This is a genomic window from Paenibacillus sambharensis, assembly GCF_003233845.1.
Taxonomy (GTDB): domain Bacteria; phylum Bacillota; class Bacilli; order Paenibacillales; family Paenibacillaceae; genus Paenibacillus_I; species Paenibacillus_I sambharensis.
Window position 1 is genome coordinate 1 of the sequence record NZ_QKRB01000052.1, and the last position, 21849, is coordinate 21849.

Below are 21849 nucleotides of genomic sequence, written 5' to 3' on the forward strand. Positions count from 1 at the left end.
TGATATGCTCCCCATACGGTAGACAGGTGAAAAATAAAAACCTGTTTACTGTATAGGGAGCATTTTTCATGCCTAGAAATAAACTGAACGCTTTAGAAAAATTGGCAATCCTTCAAGAGATCGAAGCTGGTCATATTGGAGTGAGGGCAACTGTTAAGAAGTATGGCATTGCCATGTCTACGCTTGCGAATTGGCAACGTCGTTATCGGTTGTATGGTACTGAGGGACTAGAGGTCCGTAAACACAACCGTAGTTATTCCGAAGAGCTGAAGCATCAAGCGGTTAAGGATTACTTGGAGGGGAAATTGTCACAGAACCAAGTCATCGATAAGTACGGGATCGCTTGTCGAGCGCTGCTCTTCAATTGGATTAAGAAGTATACTGGTCATAGCAGCTTAAAAGCCTGTACAGGGGGAACAACAGCTATGACCAAGGGACGTAAGACAACATGGCAAGAGAGGATCGACATCGTCCTATATTGCCTTGCGAATGGACAAGACTACACGAAGACAGCAATGCAATTCCAGGTTTCTTACCAGCAAGTATACGGATGGGTGAGAAAGTATGCAGAAGGCGGACAGGATGCTTTACAGGATGGTAGAGGGCGTGCCAAGGCGCCTGAAGAGTTAACGGAAGTCGATGAACAAAAGTACGCGATGAAGAAACTGGAGTACGAAATCGAGCGACTCCGGGCGGAGAATGCTTTCTTAAAAAAGTTACAGGAGTTCGAAAGGAGGTGTCCCTAAGCCAACATCGGCAAGAGAACATCTACCTTGCCATTCAAGCTGTCCAGCGCACAGAGTCAATGACCATACAGCTTTTATGCGGCGTTGCTGGGATTCCGAGGTCGAGCTATTACAAGTGGCTTAATCGAACACCTAGCTCACGTGAGCTGGAGAATAGAAAGCTGACAGAGATGATGATGTCCATGTACGAGAAAGTTGAGGGCACCTTTGGTTACCGGCAATTAACGTTACATATGCGCCGAGAATGGCAACATCCGATTAATCATAAGCGAGTGCAAAGACTGATGAGGATTAAGAGAATCCAGTCCGTCATCCGCAGAAAGAAAAAGAAGTATGAGCGTTCTACGCCGCAGCAGGTAGCTGAGAACGTGCTTAACCGCAAGTTCCAAGCGGAAGCGCCGAATGAAAAGTGGGTTACAGATGTCACGGAGTTTAAGTATGGCAATAGCCAGAAGGCTTATTTAAGTGCCATCCTCGATCTTCATGATAAATCGATTGTTTCTTATGTACTTGGTCACTCGAATAATAATCCTCTCGTCTTTCAAACGTTGGATTTGGCTTTACAGGCAGCCCCTAATAGCAAGCCTTTAATTCATAGCGACCGTGGCTACCAGTACACGTCACTGAGGTTCAAAGAAATGCTGGACAAGGCTAATATGACGCAGAGTATGTCCCGAGTGGGCCGTTGCATTGATAACGGTCCGATGGAGTCTTTCTGGGGAACCCTAAAATGTGAGAAGTATTATTTGCATACCTACCGCACATATGAGGAACTAAAGAAGGATATCGATGACTACATTCACTTTTACAATAATGAACGGTTACAGGCAAAACTAAACGGCCTCAGCCCCATAGAATTCAGGACGAAGGCCGTTTAACTAACTTTTATTTTTTGTACTGTCTACTTGACGGGGTGCAGTTCAGATAAGACCCCTGTGACGCCATTTTTACTGCTGAAAGGTGGTTATGGGGATCAAAAATCAATTTAATGGCCCCTATTAAATCGTCTGCTGTTATTAATTGGAGAGATTATTGCAGGTGTACAGTCGTTGTGCCCACTCAATGTTCAGCCTTTACGTATCGCTATAAGCCCACTTGGCAGGGAGCTTCCTCCGGTGCTGCCCTTCTCTGTCTGGCTGATGGCTGTAAATACGGTGCCGCCAGGCCCGAAAGCGGGCAGCGAGAAGGCTGAACCTTCCGGAGCATAAGCGAATGCCTCGGCACTGCCGAGCGATTCCTTCCCGGGCGGAAGAGCCTGCAGGCTGTTGCTGCCGAAGGCGGCATAGGCACCGGCGCCAATGCGGGATGCCGGCATATCCGAAGCAACCCACAGCTTGCCGGATTCATCGAAGGCAATGCCGGACGGCGAGCTGAAGCCGGCGAGGCGTCCGCCGTGAGCGGCAGGATCGGCCTCGAAGCGCAGCGAGCCGGCGTCACCGTTCTCCTCGATGAGCCGAAGAATGCTGCCGAAGCTGCTGCCGGTGTCTTCGCTGCCCGTCTGGGCGAGGAAGAACGAGCCGTCCGCCGGGTGGACAGCTGCGCCTGCTGCCCGGTCGAGGCGAGTGGCGCCCAGAACAAGCGCAGCTTCCTGCGCATAGACGAGTACGTCTGCCTGACCCCGCAGCTGACTGAGCAGATCCTCGCGCAGCCGGTTCACTCCCTGAGGCACACGGTAGGCGGGATTGGCTATCACTTTACGAACAGCCTTAATGTCGAGCTCAATCCACTCGCCTCCGCTGATATTCGCGGCATATAGGGTGCCCTTCTCGAGCAGGCTGGAGTTGCTTGTTCCGTCTGCGGCATTATAGCGCCCGCTGCTGATAAATTTATACAGCACCTGGCCTCCGCTCATATAGATGACGGCACGCCCGTCACTCGCAAGGGCGGATGCCGCTTGACCGTGAGTAAAGCGGCCAAGTGCAGTGTGTTTGCGGACTTGGAAGCCTGCGTCCGCTGGATCAGCTTCTGCGAGCCAGCCATACGAAGCCGGGTTAATGCCAGCTGCGGCTGCATCGGTATCATTCGGCTGCTCACCGGCCAGAACGGTTCCCCAAGGGGTGCGTCCGCCGGTGCCGTTCGTCCACAAGCCCTGTACCGAAGATGCCCCGTTCACCGAACGTGTGCCTCTGGCAGGGCCGGTCAGTTCAACGCGTGTGCCCGGGGTAATCCGTCTTGCATGCTTGCTATCGTTGTCGAGCTTCCAGCCGCCTCCTGCAGTGCGCTTAACAGAGACGACGGAGGCGCCTCGCCCTTCAGCGGAGTTGCCGCCTGGTGCCGGTGTATGGTTAATCCAGAGCAGGCCCTTATCAGCCTCTTCGCTGTCGAAGTAGCTTATGAATCCTCCCCCAATGCCGTATGAACCGCCCTTGAATGCCGTTCCATCTGCTGCCAGCTGATCGGCTTTGAAGCCGCCTGCTGTAATCAGCTTTGCTGCCAGTACCGGCTGCAGTGCCGGGAATGGAAGCGGCACTGCAGAAGCCGGGGCTGCGGCGGAAGCCTTCCCGATAAAGCTGTTTAATCCGGTAGAGGCAGCTGCGAAGGCGACTGCACCGGAGCCCAGCAGACCGAGGAATGATCTGCGGCTGACCTGCTTCTCGTAATCCATAATATCCTCCCTTGTACCCACATGCCGGTTCCCTATATACCCGGTCAGCGGAACTTCTAGTTCTAAAGATAGCATAATCTAGTAATGTTAAAAACAAATTTTTCAAGAAAAGTAATGCGAAAAATCACACTGCCGATATACTATAGTAATATAGTCATCGGAATAGTTTCCTGTTCAGTTAATAGTAACCATGGGAGAAAAGCTCAACGTCTGTAAAAACAAGCATATTGGAGGGCTGACAACAAACAAATGAAGCAGCCAGGTTACAAAGCATATGAGAAGCTCCTTCATTCCCGGCTTCAGGTCCTAGGTGCAGAAACGCCCTTATACCTGAAACTCATTGAAGTGAAGGACATGGGAGTGACGGATGGTTATGAAAGGTTCAGTCTCTTGTTTGAGGGCCCGTCCGACAGGCTGCTGGAACAGCAAACCGTCGTGCTGGAGCATGAGTCGTTGGAGGAATTTGCAGTATTCATTGTGCCGGTGAGACTAACCGGCAGCGGCTGCAGGTATGAAGCGGTCTTTAGCTTGAGCGTCTCTGACACCCGAGGCGGATGAAGCGGAACCCAAGGATGGTTTGGAGTTTTACTTAATGAAAGGAGTGACAGCAAGCTATGCCGCCATATGTTGGAGAAATTCGTATGTTTGCCGGCAATTTTGCCCCTGATGGCTGGATGTTCTGTGAAGGGCAGGAGTTAAGCATTGCAGAATACGAGACATTGTTCATGCTGATTGGCACCACTTACGGAGGGGATGGACAGACGACCTTTGTCCTGCCGGATTTGAGAGGACGTATTCCCGTTCATATGGGCAACGCTGTCTGGGGGGAAACCTATCCTCTGGGTGCAAAGGGAGGTCAAGAGGAGGTCACGCTGACGGTAGGGCAGATGCCTGCTCACAGCCACCGGCTGCTTGCCCGGCGAGAGCAGGGAAATACGAGCAACCCTGAGGGTGCTGTGCCGGCCATGTCCACGCTTGCTTCTTACACGGCTCCCGGTCAACCGGCAGCCGGCCAGATGCATGCCGCGGCAGCGGGTCCTGTTGGCGGAAATCAGCCGCATACCAACATGATGCCTTACCTGTGTGTGAATTTTATTATTTCGCTATATGGAATCTATCCTTCTCAGACGTAGGATGGATGCTTAATATTTGGGAGGGATATACGTGTCTGAACCCTATCTCGGTGAAATCAAGCTCTTAGCATTTAACTTCCCGCCAAAAGGCTGGGCGCTCTGCAATGGGCAGCTGATGCCGATCAATCAGAATCAGGCGCTCTTTGCGCTTCTTGGCACTAGCTATGGCGGCAACGGCCAGACGACATTTGCCCTTCCGAACCTTCAGGGGAGGGTGCCGATTCATACCAGCGCAGGCACGGGGATCACCCTGGGCATGTCGGCTGGCGAAAGCGCAGTTGCGCTGGCACAGAGCCAAATGCCGCCACATGTTCATCCGCTTATGGCCTCTTCGGCTGAAGCAACGGTAAAGACGCCGGACGGCGGGGTCTGGGCTGCGCCTGCCGTAAGCGCCTACCATTCATGGGGGCCATCCGGCGGCGGCGATAACCGGACGGAGATGAGTCCGGCTGCCCTGACAGCAGCCGGCGGCTCGCAGCGGCATACCAATATGCAGCCGTATCTGGTCTTAAACTATTGTATTGCACTAACGGGGATCTTCCCCAGCCAAAACTAGAGAGGAGGCATATTGATGTCAGAACCATTCGTTGCAGAGATCCGTATATTTGCCGGGAACTTTGCTCCTTCAGGCTGGGCGTTCTGCAACGGTCAGATCATGCCGATATCGCAGAACACCGCCCTCTTTTCCCTGCTGGGAACCACATACGGCGGTAACGGCATGACAACCTTTGCCCTTCCCAACCTGCAGGGACGGGCACCTATGCATCCCGGCCAAGGTGCAGGACTTACAGAAAGAACGCTTGGAGAGCAAGGGGGAACGGAGTCAGTCCAGTTGCTGGAAAGCGAGATGCCGTTTCACGTTCATAATCTGCAGTTTGGAAATGGGGGTGCGCCGCAGTCTAATCCGCAAGACGCGCTCCCTTCGCCGACTGCCGGAAGACGCGGAGGATTATTATACAGTCCGGGACCGGGCAGCGTCATGATGAATTCAACCGTTCTGGGGGTAGCTGGCGCAGGAGCGCCGCATACCAATATGCAGCCGTATGTGGCTGTCAATTATATTATTGCGCTTCAGGGAATTTTTCCGCCTCGCTCATAGGGTAAGCGGCAGATACGTCCGAATTATACGGGGGAGGACATTTAATGAAACAAGAGCAACAAGCCGCAGGTCCGGGGAGACTATGGAGGAAAATATCTCTGCTGGCGGGAGCGGCGCTGCTGGCTGCAGGAGGCTTGCAGCTTGCGGGCAAGTCATCGGCTGCAGGCAATTTATATACTGCATCTACAGTTGCAGAGCTGCGGACCGCTGTCACAAACAGTAATGCGAATCCGGGTGTCGACACCATTCGGATTGCTGCGGGTACCTACAATCTGGGCAGCACACCACTTGATATTACGGACGCGGTCAACATTACCGGTTCCGGGGGTGATCGTGATGCCGACCCGGGTGCGACGATCCTTACCGCTTCAGGGGACAGAGTGCTTAGGGTCAATTACAATATGTCCGACGCGTTTGGCAGCATGAATGTTGAAGCCTTAACGATCTCGGGCGGACAAGCTCCCGAATACTGGGGCGGGGGAGGAATTGCAGCCGACACAGGAAACGGCACCCTGATGCTGTATAACGTTGTTGTGGAGCAGAATAGCACGCAAGCAGCTTCCGGAGACGGTGGCGGCTTGTATGTCTCAGGTGCTGACGGCGGCAAGCTTGTGCTTGACCGGGTAGCTGTGAAGAACAATACGGCTGCCGAGAGCGGCGGAGGGCTGTTCCTGGAGGGCGATCTGGAGCTTGTAGTGATGCGTTCGAGCTTTGAAGGCAACACTGCCAGGAGCCTGTCCGGCGGCGGCATTGCGTTTCTTCCCGAAAGCCAGTCCGGATCGGGGCCTGTCCGGATTCAGGACAGCACATTTGCCGGCAACCGGGCCGATGGGATAGACCCAATAACGGGCTCTCCTTCCTATGGCGGCAACGGGGGAGGCATTGCGGCTGGCGCCGACAATACAGTAATCGTAAACAGCACGTTCAGCGGCAACACGGCGCGTACCGGCGGAGGGGGCGTTGCGGCTGTCTCACCGGGCACGCTCAAGCTGTCGCATGTGACGATTACGGGCAACCGCAGTGAGACAACCGGTGGCGGCGGATTTATTCTGCAGTCCGGTACCTCGGAGCTGTCCAATTCGATCGTCGCGGGCAATACGACTGGCTCTGGACCGGCAGGCAGCGCGGATATTGCAGCCGGCACGAATGTTGCCAAGCTTGATGCGGCAGCGAGCCGTTATAACGTGATCGGAGCGGCGGCAGATGCCTTCGCATCGGACCCGGCTGCGGGCGGTAACATCCTTAACACGGACCCGAAGCTGCTGGCGCTTGCGGATAACGGCGGCTTTACCAGGACGCATATGCCTGCTCCAGACAGTCCGGTGCGAACAGCTGGGGGCCCCTCGGCGGAGGGCTATGATCAGCGCGGCTTCCCGCGGATGATCGCCTCCAGTACGGCAGCAGGTGCGGTAGAAGGACTGGCGAGATCGATTCGGTACGGCAGAACGTTCACACAGGAGCTTCAGTTCGGTGATGCCTCAAGTGTAGCAATGGAGCTGGTTCAGGCTGAACCGGCTGATCTTATTGAGCAGGATGATCTTGCCGGAAGCGGGGCGGTTCGTACCATGACCGTGCAGCCTAATCCGCAGCTGGGCGGACAAGCCACTTACAGGCTGAATGCGACTCGTACCATAGCGGGGGTAACCCAGACCATCAGCAGCACGCTGGAGCTGACAGTGAAGGCGCTGCCGGATCTGACGGTTACAGGAGCCCCGGCGAATGCCTTCTATCAAGGCCAGACTGATGCTGAATACCGGTTCACGGTACGTAATCAAGGGTCGGCTCCAACTAGCGGGGAAGTTACTCTTGCTCTGACACTCCCTTCCGGGTTTACTGCTGCTTCAGTTGCGGGGGAGAATTGGACTTGTAACCAGTACGGCACTTCCTGCAGCCGTACAACAGCTATTGCGGCAGGCGGACAGACGGAGATTGTCGTCACGGGCCAGGTAGCTGATCAGGCACCGAGCCCGCTCAGCTTCGCAGCTGCAGTGAGCGGCGGAGGCGAGGAGCAGGCGGAGACGTCCAATAATTCTCACTCTCTGGATGTGCCGGTTTATACGACGGCGAGAGTTGAGAATGTCCAGGTACCGACGAATGGCGTGTATAAGTCAGGCGATGCGCTGAGCTTTGTTGTGAATTACGACCAGGCTGTAACCGTCACGGGGGTACCCGCCTTATTAATTGATGCAGGCGGAATTGTGGGGCAGGCCTTGTATACGGGGGGGACAGGCACGAAGGCACTGACATTCACGTATACGATCGAGGCAGGCGTTAACGATCCGAACGGCATTGCAGTTGATAGCCTAACTCTGAACGGGGGAAGCATTAAAACCGTTCAAGGTATATCGGCCACGCTGAGTTTGCAGAATGTGGGCTCCACCACGGGTGTGCTGATTGATTCAATAGCACCTGCAGTGACAGGCGTTAATCTGCCGTCAGGAGGTCTCTACAAACAGGGAGACCAGCTGGACTTTGTCGTGACCTTCGATGAACCGGTCACAGGCTCCGGTGATTTGACATTGACCTTAACGGCAGGCGGACAGTCTGTATCGGCTGTGCTGATGTCTCAGCTGTCACCGGCTGAACTGCTCTTCCGCTACACGGTTGCAGAAGGGGTTAACGCTCCATCGGGACTGATAATTGGTGCGCTTCAGGCAGGCAGCGGTGCTAGTATTCGAGATGCAGCAGGCAACAACGCTGTGCTTACGCTGCCGGGCGGATTGAATGCAAGCGGAATCCGTATTGATACGAAGACGCCTGAGCTTACGAACCTGCAGCTGCCTGCGGCAGGAGCGTACAAGAGCGGAGACATGCTGGTATTTGAAGCGGTGTTTGATGAGGCGGTTGCTGTGAGTGGAACACCGCGCTATGCGCTGGCAATCGGCGGCGAAACGCGGTACGCCGTTTATCAGAGCGGCAGCGGAAGCACGACGCTTCGCTTCGAGTATCAGGTGACGGATGGTGATAATGATGCGGACGGTATTTCGTTTGCCGGCGAGGCCGCGATTGACCTGAACGGCGGCAGCATTATGGATGGGGCAGGCCATACAGCTGCGCTTAAGCCGGCGTCGGCTCCGCAGCTGACCCGGGTTACCATTGATACAGCATCACCATCCGCAGTGGCCCTGTCCATTACGGAAGGGGTTTATATTGCAGGTGACGAGCTTGTATTTAAGGTTCGCTACAGTGAGCCGGTAATGGTGTCAGGCACACCAAAGCTGCCATTTGATGCGGGTTCCAGCGGCACCCTGCAGGCGGTTTACAAGAGCGGTACGGGAACAGACACACTGATCTTCACCTACGTTCTGCCTGCCGGATTAAATGATGCAGACGGTATCACGGTGGGCAGTGGTCTGCAGCTTGACGGAGGCCAGCTTCATGATGCGGCAGGCAACGGGGCTGAACTGAGCTTGCCAGGTCCGGCTGACTGGCCTAACGTAAAGATTGATACGGAAGCCCCGGTTGTCCAAAGTGCAGAGGGAGCAGATGGCTTTTACACAGCGGGGAGCGAGCTGGAATTCACAGTCCGCTTCAATGAACCGGTTAAGGTTGATACAGCGGGGGGAACTCCGACTGTATCCTTTACGGTAGGCGGACAGAGCAGAACAGCGGCTTACAAGTCAGGCAGCGGTACGGATGCGCTGGTCTTCGGCTATACGGTACAAGCGGGGGATGCTGATGGAGCGGCTGTCCAGTTTGCGGCATCGGCTGCAATTGGTCTTGGTGGCGGACAGCTCACCGACATCGGCGGCAATCCGGCCGTTCTGACGCTTGCGGGCATATCGGCGATGGATCAGGTGATCGTAGATGCGGTAGACCCTGGGATCACTGCGGTCGATGGGCAAGCGCCAGGTATGTATAAGGCTGGCGACGTACTGGAATTCACACTGACCGTAAGTGAGGCTGTAACGGTCAGCGGCGGTACGCCTGTACTGCGGCTACAGGTTGGAGAAGAGGTTCGCAGTGCGGTATACGTACCGGCAGATTCTTCTCCTGAGCTTGGCAAGCTGATCTTCCGTTATACGATCGTTCCGGGAGATTTGGATCTTGATGGATTGGAAGCAAGCGGAAGCACGATTCAGCTTGGCGGTGCTGCCATAACGGACGCTGCAGGCAATGAGCTTGCTCTTAATCTGCCGCAGGCAGACTTGTCGGGAATTAAGGTGGATACCGTACTTCCGGTTATTAGAGGCATTGACCTGCCTGCAGAGGGTGCGTACCGTGCAGGCCAGGAACTGGTATTCACGGTACAGCTTAACAAGCCGGTTGCTGTCGATACCTCAAATGGTACCCCGGTGCTGCAGCTGACAGTCGGCAGTGAGCAGAAGCAGGCTGTGTACACGGCTGGTTCGGGCAATGGACCGGTAGATGAGCTTGTCTTCATCTATACAATTGTGCCGGGAGATCAGGACTCTGATGGCCTTGTAATAGCCAGTAATCTTGACCTGCAGGGTGCGCAGCTTACCGATCATAGCGGGAACGAGCTGCAGACTGCCATCACACTGCCGGGCTCGGGAATGCCGGTCATCGAGGTGGATACGGAGGCACCACAGGCTCCAGTGTTTGCGGCAGCAGACGGCTCGGTCTATCGCACAGGTTCGCCGGTCCTGACTGGAACGGCGGAGGCGGGAACAGTTGTAACCGTTCGGGCCCTTGCGGCAGCAGGCAGTACACCGGCAGCAGAGGAGACCGTAACAGCTAAAGCAGACGGCAGCTGGTCTGTGACACTGAGCGGACTAACAGAAGGCAATTACACTATACAAGCGGTATCAGCCGACCGTGCAGGCAACAGCAGCACGAAGGCGAGTGTCAGCATCAGCATCGTGCCTAAGCTGGAGCTGGACGCTGCTTCTTATGAATTGAACACAGCCAGCAAGCGTGCAGTCCGTTTGTACGCCACGTATGCGGATGGAACAAGAGCTGATGTTACCGCTGAGGCAGCCCTGACGATTGGGGATGAGACTGTAGCCGTGATCGAAGGCGGAGTTCTTAAAGCCATTGCCGTCGGAACAACGCAGCTGACAGTGGAGTGGCAGGGACAGACGCTGACTGCGGACGTAACAATCAAGGCTGCCCCATCCACTGGCGGCGGTACACCGGGCGGCGGAGGCGGCAGCCCTGTACAGCCTGGCCAGCCGGATCAAGGACCGGCAGAAACTCCTTCTGCTTCTGCGGAAGTCATCGTTCTCCCGATTACTGTTAATGGCAGGGGACTTACGACAGAGGTACTGGCCGAGCAGATTAAGAGCGGCAAGGTAACTGTGGCGCTTGAAGGAAACGGACCCGTATCTGTATCCTTCGATCTGGACGTGCTGAATAAGCTTCTCTCCTTGAATAAAGAACTGGTCGTGGAGCTGAAGAGCGGTCTCGGGTCCATCACTATCCCGGTTCGTGAGCTGCAGCAGCAGGCACAGAAGGAAAGCGGATTGTCAGCGCCGATCCGTACGATGACGGTATCCATTACGCCTGCTGACGCGGCGGCGGCATCAGCCATCGAGGCAGCGGTCAAGGCGAAGGGTGCGAGCATTGTCGTTCAGCCAGTCGATTTCGCTGTCCGGTTCGACGATGCGAATGGCATGTCGCATAAGCTGCACTCGTTCGGCCGATATATGAAGCGGACGATTACAGCTGCGGGCGTTACTGGCTCAAGTGCGAAGGCAGCCGGCATGGTCTGGGATGAAACCTCGGGTACATTCCGTTACTCGCCGACAGCCAGCATTCAGCAGACGGGCGGACGCTGGACGGTTGAACTGAATGACCGCAGCCCGGGTATCAGCTTCGTTACGACATATGCTGTAACGTATGCGGACACCAACAAGCATTGGGCAGAGAAGGAAATAGAACGCCTGGCTTCCATGATGATTGTCAACGGCAGAGGCGAGGATACCTATGTTCCTTCAGGCTCGGTGACAAGAGCTGAATTCGCGGCACTGCTGACACGCGTGCTCGGTCTATCGGGTGCAGAAGCGGGCAGCGCATCCTTCAGTGATGTGTCAGGCGGCTGGTACGAGGACACGGTCACAGCGGCGGTCGAAGCAGGACTTGTTACCGGCTATTCAGACGGATCATTCCGTCCGAATGCAACGATTTCGCGTCAGGAGATGGCGGTCATGATGCTGAGGGCATTCCGTTATCTGAATGACGGGGAGCTTCCGGCAGGCGGTAAAGGTGCCAACCCTGCATTTGCGGACCAGCAGGCCATTAAGAGCTGGGCGAATGAAGCAGTGAGTCAAGCTGTGGAGCTCGGTATTGCAAAAGGCGACGGGGACAACAACTTCCGTCCGGCTGATAATGCAACAAGAGCGGAAGCAGCTGTCATGCTGCTGCGGATGATGAAGGCGGCAGGACTGGCGGTAGAATAAGTAGAAGTAAAGAATGCTACGATATAATTGGTACCTTTATATTGGTCACTCTATCATGTGGCCAGTATAGGGGTACTATTTTTTTTAGAACAATGAGAAGATGTTGATAGGAGAACGAGATACTGGAGTTCACTCATGTAACGGGGATATAGACGTTAAAGAAGGAGGCATACATGCCATTTACTAAGATTAAGGGAGTACCGGGATATGTCCTGTACATGACGAATGTTTATATGGATGAGACCTGCATTTATACGATGGTCAGCGATACGTGGCAGCCGGACGAAGATATGACGTACCAAGGGGCCGCATGGTATTCCTATCCTGAAGCGGCTTGGCGGACGTTCATTTTTCCCCAAGACAATGTAACACATGTTAGCGGTACCGGGACGGAAGGGGCGCTGTATTATACTGTGGAGCATCCTGAAGAGCACACGGTCACGATACACAAGCTGAGCTGCAGAACTTCGGAGACCACGGAGATTATAAGTCTAAAGCCAGATGGAATTATGGGGAGCGGAGAAGGGCAGAACGCCTATTATACCCTCAGGGGCATTAATGAAAGGTATGCACTGATGCAGCTGTGCTGTTTGGCGAGAGGGCGGTTAAGTGGCTGCTGCTGGATGCAGCTGGCGGGGAATGGCTTGTCCTACCGGAGGGCGCGATTCCGATTGACTTTGAAGATCTACAGCCATTGAATTGTGGAGACGGTACCTTGAAGCTTCTGTTTAAGTCGGGACAGTACATGTCCGGAGAAAAGGAGGCAGTCTGGGCGAGCGGGCGTGATGAGCCCTACATATCGGACCATCTGTTCCTCATCTCCATCGATGAACTGGTTCGTGTACGGACTGGTGAGCTGTCCCTCGATGATTTCGAAATAGAGAGCTGCGGCAGGGAATGCTCACTCGCGGATTATTTTATCCACGAAGGAAGGGTCATGTATTACAAGGATAACTTTATCAGCCGATCAACCACGCTCACCTGCTTTGATCCAGTCCGGTCAAGCAAGGAGATTGTGGGATCATGGCCGATACATATCCGTCTAAGTAAGGCTGGAGTCATTCAATACCTGCTTGCCAGGGAGGGTGACAATGAGACCATTATTGATCGTGCGTCAGGTGAATGGGTGGTTAAGCTCCGGGCTGGAGAGCACTTTCTAAGTCTGGAAGCGGGGAGATTATATACCTGTAAGTATCTGCCTCAGGATGAATCTGCGCTTATGGCGGTTGTCATGCGAGAGCACGCAGATCATGAAGGCGAGATTATCGGGAAAGGCCTGATTGTCTTTGAGGAGACGCACAACCGGTTTCTGATTATTGAGCAGAAGGCATTGTAAAATCGGCAGGCCAGGAATGATCGGCTGTCAGTCCTAGTTCAAGCCTGGACGCTGTGACTTAATCCACAGACCATGCAGGGGGTTCGCGGTAAGGTGGACTAAAAAAAGGAAGTCGGAGCATGAAAACAGAGTTATGCAGAGTTGTGAGCCATGACAGAATTGCGGACCGGATCTATGAGCTGGTGCTGGAAGGAACCATGGCTGCGGACATGCTGGAGCCGGGACGGTTCGTGCACGTGAAGGTAAGCGGCGGTGTTGATCCGCTGCTGCGCAGGCCGATTAGTATTTGCGACGCAGACAAGGCGATGGGGCGTTTTACAATGGTGTACCGGGCGGAGGGCAAAGGTACGCAGCTGCTGTCAGAGCGCAGGCCGGGTGAGCAGGTGGATGTGCTGGGGCCGCTCGGGAGCGGTTTTCCGGTTGATGCGGCTGTGCCAGGAGAGACAGCAGTTCTGATCGGGGGCGGAATCGGCGTGCCGCCGCTCTATTACTTGTCCCGCCAATTGACGAGCCGCGGCGTTCAGGTGGTGCATGTGCTGGGCTTTGCATCGGCCAAGGATATGTTTTACAGAGAGCAGTTCGAGGTGCTTGGACCAACGCATATTGCTACAGTGGACGGCAGCTGCGGGCTGCAGGGCTATGTGACGGATGTACTCAGGGCGGAGGGGATGCCCGGCTGTGATATCTATTATGCATGCGGACCGACTGCCATGCTGCGGGCTTTGGAGGCAAGTGAGATTAGCAAGAGGGGCTATGTATCACTGGAGGAGCGGATGGGCTGCGGGATCGGTGCTTGTCTGGCCTGCGTTTGCAGGCTGCAGGATGACCCGCAAGGGACAGCCTACCGCAAGGTATGTACGGATGGCCCTGTTTTCCCTGTTGGGGAGGTGATTCTGTGAACAGACTTCAGGTAGAGCTGCCGGGACTCCGGATGAAAAATCCCATCATGCCCGCCTCGGGCTGCTTCGGCTTTGGCCGTGAATATGCGAAGCTGTATGATCTTGGTCTGCTTGGTGCGATAGCTGTGAAGGCGACGACACCGGAGCCGCGCTTCGGCAACCCGGTTCCCCGTGTGGCAGAAACGCCGGGCGGCATGCTCAATGCGATCGGGCTTCAGAATCCTGGCCTAACCGATGTGCTGGCGAAAGAACTGCCGTGGCTTGCCCAATACGATGTGCCGATTGTCGCCAATATCGCCGGGTCGGAGGCAGAGGACTATATCCGCGTTGCGGAAGCCTTGTCTAAAGCACCTAATGTGCAGGCTTTGGAGCTTAATATTTCGTGCCCGAACGTGAAGAAGGGCGGAATTGCTTTTGGCACAGTACCCGCTGTCGCAGCCGAACTGACCAGGCAGGTGAAACAGGTGTCCAGCAGGCCGGTCTACGTCAAGCTGTCCCCGAATGTGACGGACATCGTGGAGATGGCGTTGGCGGTAGAGGAGGCAGGGGCTGACGGCTTGTCTATGATCAACACGCTGCTCGGCATGCGCATTGATCTGAAGACCCGCAGGCCGGTGCTGGCTAACGGCGCAGGCGGGCTGTCAGGCCCGGCCATCAAGCCGGTTGCCATTCGGATGATTTATCAGGTCAGCCAGGCGGTGAAGATCCCCATTATCGGCATGGGCGGCATCATGAACGCGGAGGACGTGATTGAATTTTTTCTGGCGGGTGCCAGCGCGGTGGCAGTCGGTACGGCGAACTTCGTGGATCCGTTCGTCTGCCGCACGATTATTGAGGAGCTGCCGGAGCAGCTGGACAGGATGGGGGTACAGCAGATCGCGGAGCTGACGGGTGCGGGGTGGCAATAGAGGATAGAGCGCGGCTGCAGCCAAAAGGCTCCACTTGATTGAAATGTTAGCTGCCGCCAGACGCGATCTCTAATCCGTAAAATTTAATCTTTCAGCTGATTGTTACGCTCGATACGAACTGTTATAATAGATTTGTCGAAAAAGATAAATTTTTGTCGAATTACTAACTTTTGTTGAGGGGGAAACGGTAACTTTTCATTACTCACAGTGTTTCATAATGTCATGCTACCACTGCAATGATGATCGACAATCTCAGCCCACATCACAGAATGGAAGGACAACACAGAATGAGATGGTATAAAAGCAAGGTTTTTTCTCTATGGTTAGCATGCATGGTTCTCGTATCCAGCCTGGGATCGGCAACGGTCCAAGCAGCAGTCGCATATAGCCAAACTGGATTAGGCTACAGCGGCACGATTACCGATACAATCCCGGTTGATAATGAAATCAAGATGACCGGTCACCGAAACTGGCCTGAAGGCTTTACGAAGAACCGCAATGCATTTAGCAGCGGCATATTTGACGGCGAGAACATCTGGATGATCCCGTACCATACCGACAAGGTGCTCAAGATCGACACGAACACGCAGGAAATGACGGCTTATAACAATTGGCCAGAAGGTTATATAAGATACATGGGTGCCTTTAACGGCGGCGTATTTGACGGCCAGAATATCTGGATGATCCCGAGCAATGCCGACCGCGTTATGAAGGTTAACAAAGAAACCGGCGAAATGACGGGCTACAATAATTGGCCGGAGGGCTATAAGAAGGGGAATGGGCGTTACCATAATGCGGCTGATTTTGCAGGCGGCGTGTTTGACGGCCAATATATTTGGATGATCCCCTATCACGGAAAACAGGTCGTCAAAGTGGACAAGGATACGGGAGAGATGACGGGCTACAGCAACTGGCCAAGCGGATATTATAAAGGCGGAAACGCCTTTAGTGGCGGTGTGTTCGACGGCCAGAACATCTGGATGATTCCCTACTCCGCGGACCGTGTGATTAAGGTTGACAAAGACACGGGGGAGATGACGGGCTACAACAGCTGGCCGAGCGGATCTCCGGCTTATGGCAATTCCTTTAGCGGCGGCGTGTTTGACGGTCAGAATATCTGGATGATTCCGAGCGGCGCGGATCGCGTGGTCAAGATTGACAAGGACACGGGGGAGATGACGAGTTACAATACTTGGCCAAGCGGATTTACGACCCATTATACGGCCTTTTCGGGCGGCGTGTTTGACGGCCAATATATTTGGCTGATCCCGAGTGGAGCAAACCAGGTAGTCCGAGTCAATAAGGATACGGGAGAAATGACGGGCTTTAATAAATGGCCGAGCGGCTTTAATAAGCCCAACTACAGTGTCTTTAGCGGCGGTGTCTATGATGGCCGGAATATCTGGATGATTCCTGAATTTGCTGACCGCTTTATTAAATTTAATGGCACATACACGGTAAGCTTTCATACCAATGGCGGCTCGGGGATGAGCAATCTGTCGGTAAACTCCAATGAACCCGTCACGCTGACGGACAACCCCTACAAGAATGGGGAACTGTTTACAGGCTGGTACAGCGACAGCGAACTGACGGCTCCTTTTGACTTCTCAACGCCGATTACGTCGGATATGACGCTGTATGCGAGCTGGGCGTCTGTCACTACCGATACGGAGAAGCTTCAGGCCGCCAGTGATGCGCTGAGGATCACCTTTTCGGCTGGGGAGAATATAGACAATGTAAAAAGCTCTGTCAAATTACCGGTTACCTCCGGCGAAGCCTACGTAACCTGGTCGACCGAGGACCCGACGGACATGACGACAAGATACGATATGTATTTTGGCAGCCAAACGACGTTCAAGCGTTCAACGTACGCTGAGGGTGATAAGAAGCTGAAGGTAACCGCAACTCTTACGCTTGGCTCTGAGGCGCCGGTTACTAAGGATTTTATGCTGAACATTACGAAACAGGATGCGACCCCGGAAGACAAGCTCCGGGAAGCCGTTGACTACCTGCATATCACCTTCGAGGGTGGGGACATCCCTTCTGAAGCCAAGAATCCAACGATTTCCTTGCCTATTGCCAGCCTGAACAGCGGCAACTCTGTTACCTGGACCTCCAGTGAGCCGTCCGTCATAAATCCGGCAACCGGCAGAATAACGAGAACGACGGATGACTTGGACCATATTGTTACATTGACGGCTACGGTCAACAGCGGCGGTTATACGGCCACCAAAGAATTTCAGGTTACAGTCAAGCCTTACTGGACCCGGAATACGATAACCTCATTTGCACTCGACGGGCATGAAGGTGTCGTTGACGAGGAGAACAAAACGATTACATTCTATGATATACCTAGCAATATGCCTCGTGATACGGGCATGGTAGCAATCTATACCTCTGATGCGTGGTATGTTACTTCTGCAGGCATCATGTTTGAAAGCGGGGACCCGGAGCGCAAGCTGTACCCGTTCTCCTATCAGCCATTCTACGTTGCAGGCGTATCGGAAAATAGGGTGGAGCATAATTACAAGCTGGTTTTTGCAGGAGAACCAATAACAAGACCATCTTCTCCGACAGATGGCGAATCAACACCGACAACACCGACAACACCGACAACACCGACAACACCGACAACACCGACAACACCGACAACACCGACAACACCGACAACACCGACAACACCGACAACACCATCAACGCCATCAGAACAACCATCGACACCGCCAGTATCGCCAACACCTGAACAGCCTGCTGCCGAGGGATTACAGGAGCCGGAACAGGATCCTAATGATATTTTCCGGAGCAAGGTGGTTCGGACCGATAACAATGTCGTGTCTGGTATTGAGGCGCGTACGGCGGTAATACTGGGGGCAGGCGGAGATTATGGAACCATCCATTATAAGGATGTCATAGAGCACTGGTCGTATCCTGCCGTCACTAAATTAACGAAGCTGGGCGTTATTAAGGGATATCCTAACGGAGGCTTTGAGCCAGACGATCAAATTACACGCGCGGAATTTGCTGCGATGATTGCACGGGGATTTGTAGAAATGGCAGGCAGAAACGTTGACATTAAGCCTGAAGATTATACAGCGTACCGCGATATCGGCGGTCACTGGTCTTCCGAGTACCTGATGAAGCTTGTCCATGTGGGGGTCATGTCGGGTTACGGCGACGGCACGATCCGGCCTAACCAGACGATTTCCCGGCAAGAGATGGCACTAATGATCACTCGCGTCCTGAACGCTCAGATCCTTAACAAGGATACCTCTAATGTGCGGTTCACTGATTTGAACGGAGCTTATGGAGCAGAGGCCATCAAGCAAGCTGCAGCTTTGGGCATCTTTACCGGAAAAACAGTCCAGACCTTCGATCCTCACAGTGGAGCAACACGTGCTGAATCGATTCAGACGATTATCAATACTTATAGTCTCAGTCCTGCAATCAGGGAAGCGTTGAACAGCCTGAACTGATTTTCGGATTGGATGACTGCAGTTAATGGGGCAGGGCTGCTCGGAAGTAGAAGCTTATTCTACTGATGGAGCGGCCTTGCTTTTTTTACTTCTTTAATTTCTCCGGTTGACTTGTATACAAGAATGCAAGTATAGTAGGATTGAGGTTACAGAGGCTCTATTGCATGTTCTGTTTCATGGACTGCTGCAGACAGCAGAATGAGTTGTACGGAGTAACATCTTGATGATGAGGAGGTAAACAGCGATGACCATGCCGCCGCTCGGACCGCTGCCGCAGCTGCAGCAGCGCAGGTCGCTGGGGGATCAGGTGTATGATGCGATCCGCGAGCAGATTGTAACGCTGCAGATGCTGCCTGGGAGCATGATGTATGAAAATGAGCTGGCTGAAGCGCTGCAGGTGAGCCGCACGCCGATCCGTGAAGCGATCCGCCTGCTTGTCAGCGAGCAGCTGCTCGAGGTGCTGCCGCAGCGCGGCACACGAATTGCCCGCATTTCGGTACGGAAGGTAAGCGAGGCGCGGTTCATCCGGGAGCAGCTGGAGCTGGGCGCGTTCCGGCTGGCGGCGAGCCTGTGGGACCCGCAGCGCCATGCGGGGGTGCAGGCAGCGGCAGGGCAGCTGATCTCCGAGCAGCGGGAAGCCGCTGCAGCACAGGACGCCGTGCGGTTCCTGCAGCTGGACGAAGCGTTTCATCAGCGGATCATCGAGGTGACAGGCAACACGACGCTGCTGCAGGTTATTTACCAGATGCGCGGGCACCTGAACCGGCTGCGCTGCCTGGCGATGCGGGAGTTTGCGACAATGGACCGCGTGCTAAGGGAGCATGAAGCGCTGCTGGAGGCAGTGGCGCAGGGCAGAGCCGGCCAGACAGGCACACTGATGGAGCAGCATCTCGGGAGCCTGGAGCACGAAATACCGGAGCTGCGCAGCAAGCTGCCGGATTATTTTACCGATTAGGGAAGGGGAGAGACGGATTCATGCGGATGGTGTTCAGATGGTACGGCAGGGGCAATGATACCGTGACGCTGGAGCAGATCAAGCAGATTCCCGGCGTGGAGGGCATCGTGTGGGCGCTGCATGACATGATGCCGGGTGAGGAATGGCCGATGGACAAAATCATGGCCTACAAGGAGCTCTCGGATGCTCATGGGCTTCACCTGGAGGTTGTTGAAAGCGTTAACGTGCATGAGGATATCAAGCTCGGCCTGTCTACGCGGGACCTGTATATTGATAACTATATTCGCACGATTGAGAAGCTGGCCAAGGTCGGCGTCAAGACAATCTGCTATAATTTCATGCCGGTCTTTGACTGGACGCGGACGGATCTGTACAAGGAGCTGGAGGACGGCTCGACGGCGCTCTTCTATGAGAAGGCGGCGATCGACAGCATGGACCCCCATGAGCTCGTGCGGAAAATCGCGGTAAAGCCCGATCTGACAATGCCGGGCTGGGAGCCGGAGCGGCTCGCGCAGCTGTCCGTGCTGTTCGAGGCTTACAAGAACGTGACCGAAGAGGATCTGTGGGGCAACCTGCAGTATTTCCTGGAGCGGGTCGTGCCTGCAGCTGCCGAGCATGATATCAAGATGGCGATCCATCCGGATGATCCGCCTTGGCCGGTGTTTGGCCTGCCCCGCATCATGACGGGCCGGGACAGCATTCGCAGGCTGCTGGATCTGGTCGACAGCCCGTATAACTGCGTGACGCTGTGCAGCGGTTCGCTCGGCGCGAACCCGGCGAACGACATTGCGGCGATGGTACGGGAGTTTGCGGACCGGATTCCTTTTGCCCATATCCGCAACGTGAAGGTGTATGAGAACGGGGATTTCGTGGAGACCTCGCACCGGGCTAGCGATGGTTCGGTCGATACGGTAGAAGTGGTACGCGCGTACAGCGACATCGGCTTTACAGGCTATGCGCGGCCGGATCACGGCAGACATATCTGGGATGAGAAATGCCGCCCGGGCTACGGTCTCTATGACCGTGCGCTCGGCATTATGTACCTGTGGGGCGTCTGGGATGCCGCTGAACGGGCGAAGAAGGAGCGGATGAACGGATGACGGAGCATGACATGCTGGGCGGACTGGCAAGCGGCGGGGCGGTAGTGAGTGGTGGTGATGCTGGCAGCTTGGCTGAGCCTGTCTTGATACCGGTGCATGCCAACCTTGCGGGCAAAGTGGCGGTTGTGACGGGAGGCAGCGGCGTCCTCTGCTCGGCTATGGCCCGTGAGCTGGGACGGCATGGTGTGAAGGTCGCGATCCTGAACCGCACGGTGGAGAAGGGCGAGCTGATCGCGAAGCAGATCCGCGCAGACGGCGGCGAGGCGGTGGCGCTTAGCTGTGATGTGTTGAGCAGCGAGAGTGTGAGCGAAGCCGCTGCACAGGTAGCGGAGCAGCTCGGCGGCTGCGATATCCTGATTAACGGCGCAGGCGGCAACCACCCGGACGGCAGCACGACGAACGAGACCTACCAGCTGGGGGATATGGAGCGCAAGGAGCTGAAGACTTTCTTCGATCTGACCACCGAAGGCTTCGGCTATGTGTTCAATCTGAATTTCCTCGGCACGCTGATTCCGTCGCAGGCTTTCGCCAAGCAGATGCTGGAGAAGCCGGGGGCCACGGTCATTAACATCTCTTCGATGAGTGCGCCGAGCCCGATGACGAAGGTGCCCGCGTACAGCGCGGCGAAGGCGGCGGTGAACAATTTTACGCAGTGGCTGGCGGTGCATATGGCGGATGCAGGCATACGAGTGAATGCGATTGCACCGGGCTTCTTCCTGACGGAGCAAAACCGCAGGCTGCTGACGAACGAGGACGGCAGTCTGACCGAGCGCTCGCACAAAATCATCACCCACACCCCGATGCGCCGGTTCGGCAAACCGGAGGACCTGCTGGGCACGCTGATCTGGCTGGCGGACGACAGCATGTCCGGCTTCGTGACCGGTATCACCGTACCGGTGGACGGCGGATTCATGGCCTATTCGGGTGTTTAACGCGAGATTATAATAGAGAGTGCCCATCACCGAGGAGCATCAATCTGATGCTTGCTGGCGGAAGGGCACTCTTTTTCATGCTGCTTTATTTTGGGAGGTTAGTGAATGAGCCCAGAAGCTAAAAAGAAACTCATAACGTTTTCTCTAATCACGCTTGTTTATGCTGCTTTCTCTTTGCAGGTATTTGGTATTGTATGGGTACTGGTTGCAGGCTTTTATTGGAAACCTCCGCTTGCTAGTGTGCTCGGAGGCTGTGTTGTTATGTCTGCTTACGTATTATCGTACTTTCTGCTCATACCCT

15 protein-coding genes are annotated in these 21849 nt (G+C 54.8%); 14 read left to right on the forward strand and 1 reads right to left on the reverse strand.

Features of this window, described 5'->3' with window-relative positions; genetic code table 11:
• Positions 1 to 68 precede the first annotated feature (68 nt).
• Positions 69 to 1624 (forward strand): IS3 family transposase gene (locus DNH61_RS17525; RefSeq protein WP_111145361.1). Its coding sequence is split into 2 segments (ribosomal slippage): positions 69 to 699 and positions 699 to 1624, totalling 1557 coding nucleotides; the frame shifts between segments, so codons are not numbered across the junction.
• A gap of 188 nt (positions 1625 to 1812) precedes the next feature.
• Here the strand turns inward: DNH61_RS17525 and DNH61_RS17530 are convergent.
• Positions 1813 to 3351, reverse strand: coding sequence for a PhoX family protein (locus tag DNH61_RS17530; protein ID WP_181438762.1), 1539 nt, complete (start codon positions 3349 to 3351; stop codon positions 1813 to 1815).
• Between the two features lie 249 nt (positions 3352 to 3600).
• Here DNH61_RS17530 and DNH61_RS17535 point away from each other — a divergent pair, with 249 nt between their 5' ends.
• The 13 genes from DNH61_RS17535 (at position 3601) to DNH61_RS17600 (ending at position 21548) form a co-directional block, all read left to right on the forward strand.
• Positions 3601 to 3909, forward strand: a complete 309-nt coding sequence (locus DNH61_RS17535) for a DUF6916 family protein (RefSeq protein ID WP_111147991.1) — start codon at positions 3601 to 3603, stop codon at positions 3907 to 3909.
• A gap of 56 nt (positions 3910 to 3965) precedes the next feature.
• Positions 3966 to 4484, forward strand: a complete 519-nt coding sequence (locus DNH61_RS17540; RefSeq protein WP_111147992.1) for a phage tail protein — start codon at positions 3966 to 3968, stop codon at positions 4482 to 4484.
• 31 nt (positions 4485 to 4515) lie between these two features.
• A complete protein-coding gene (locus DNH61_RS17545) occupies positions 4516 to 5040 on the forward strand; it encodes a phage tail protein (RefSeq protein ID WP_111147993.1) in 525 nt (174 codons plus the stop codon).
• 15 nt (positions 5041 to 5055) lie between these two features.
• On the forward strand, positions 5056 to 5583 hold the full coding sequence (locus tag DNH61_RS17550) for a phage tail protein (protein ID WP_111147994.1): 528 nt from the start codon (positions 5056 to 5058) through the stop codon (positions 5581 to 5583).
• Between the two features lie 44 nt (positions 5584 to 5627).
• Complete coding sequence (locus DNH61_RS17555) at positions 5628 to 11945, forward strand: S-layer homology domain-containing protein (RefSeq protein WP_111147995.1); 6318 nt, start codon at positions 5628 to 5630, stop codon at positions 11943 to 11945.
• Between the two features lie 173 nt (positions 11946 to 12118).
• Entirely contained in the window at positions 12119 to 12643 is a 525-nt protein-coding gene (locus DNH61_RS17560) for a hypothetical protein (RefSeq protein WP_111147996.1), read from the forward strand.
• Between the two features lie 17 nt (positions 12644 to 12660).
• On the forward strand, positions 12661 to 13281 hold the full coding sequence (locus DNH61_RS17565) for a hypothetical protein (RefSeq protein WP_111147997.1): 621 nt from the start codon (positions 12661 to 12663) through the stop codon (positions 13279 to 13281).
• Positions 13282 to 13400: 119 nt separating this feature from the next.
• A complete protein-coding gene (locus DNH61_RS17570) occupies positions 13401 to 14180 on the forward strand; it encodes a dihydroorotate dehydrogenase electron transfer subunit (RefSeq protein ID WP_111147998.1) in 780 nt (259 codons plus the stop codon).
• A complete protein-coding gene (locus tag DNH61_RS17575) occupies positions 14177 to 15088 on the forward strand; it encodes a dihydroorotate dehydrogenase (RefSeq protein WP_111147999.1) in 912 nt (303 codons plus the stop codon). Before DNH61_RS17570 ends, DNH61_RS17575 begins: the two co-directional genes overlap by 4 nt.
• Before the next feature lie 287 nt (positions 15089 to 15375).
• On the forward strand, positions 15376 to 18561 hold the full coding sequence (locus tag DNH61_RS26835) for an S-layer homology domain-containing protein (protein WP_245948231.1): 3186 nt from the start codon (positions 15376 to 15378) through the stop codon (positions 18559 to 18561).
• A 244-nt stretch (positions 18562 to 18805) separates the two neighbouring features.
• Positions 18806 to 19516, forward strand: coding sequence for a GntR family transcriptional regulator (locus tag DNH61_RS17590; protein WP_111148000.1), 711 nt, complete (start codon positions 18806 to 18808; stop codon positions 19514 to 19516).
• A gap of 20 nt (positions 19517 to 19536) precedes the next feature.
• A complete protein-coding gene (gene uxuA, locus DNH61_RS17595) occupies positions 19537 to 20616 on the forward strand; it encodes a mannonate dehydratase (protein ID WP_111148001.1) in 1080 nt (359 codons plus the stop codon).
• A gap of 83 nt (positions 20617 to 20699) precedes the next feature.
• Positions 20700 to 21548 (forward strand): SDR family oxidoreductase, encoded by an 849-nt coding sequence (locus tag DNH61_RS17600; RefSeq protein WP_111148013.1) that lies wholly within the window; start codon positions 20700 to 20702, stop codon positions 21546 to 21548.
• The last annotated feature ends 301 nt before the right edge of the window (positions 21549 to 21849 follow it).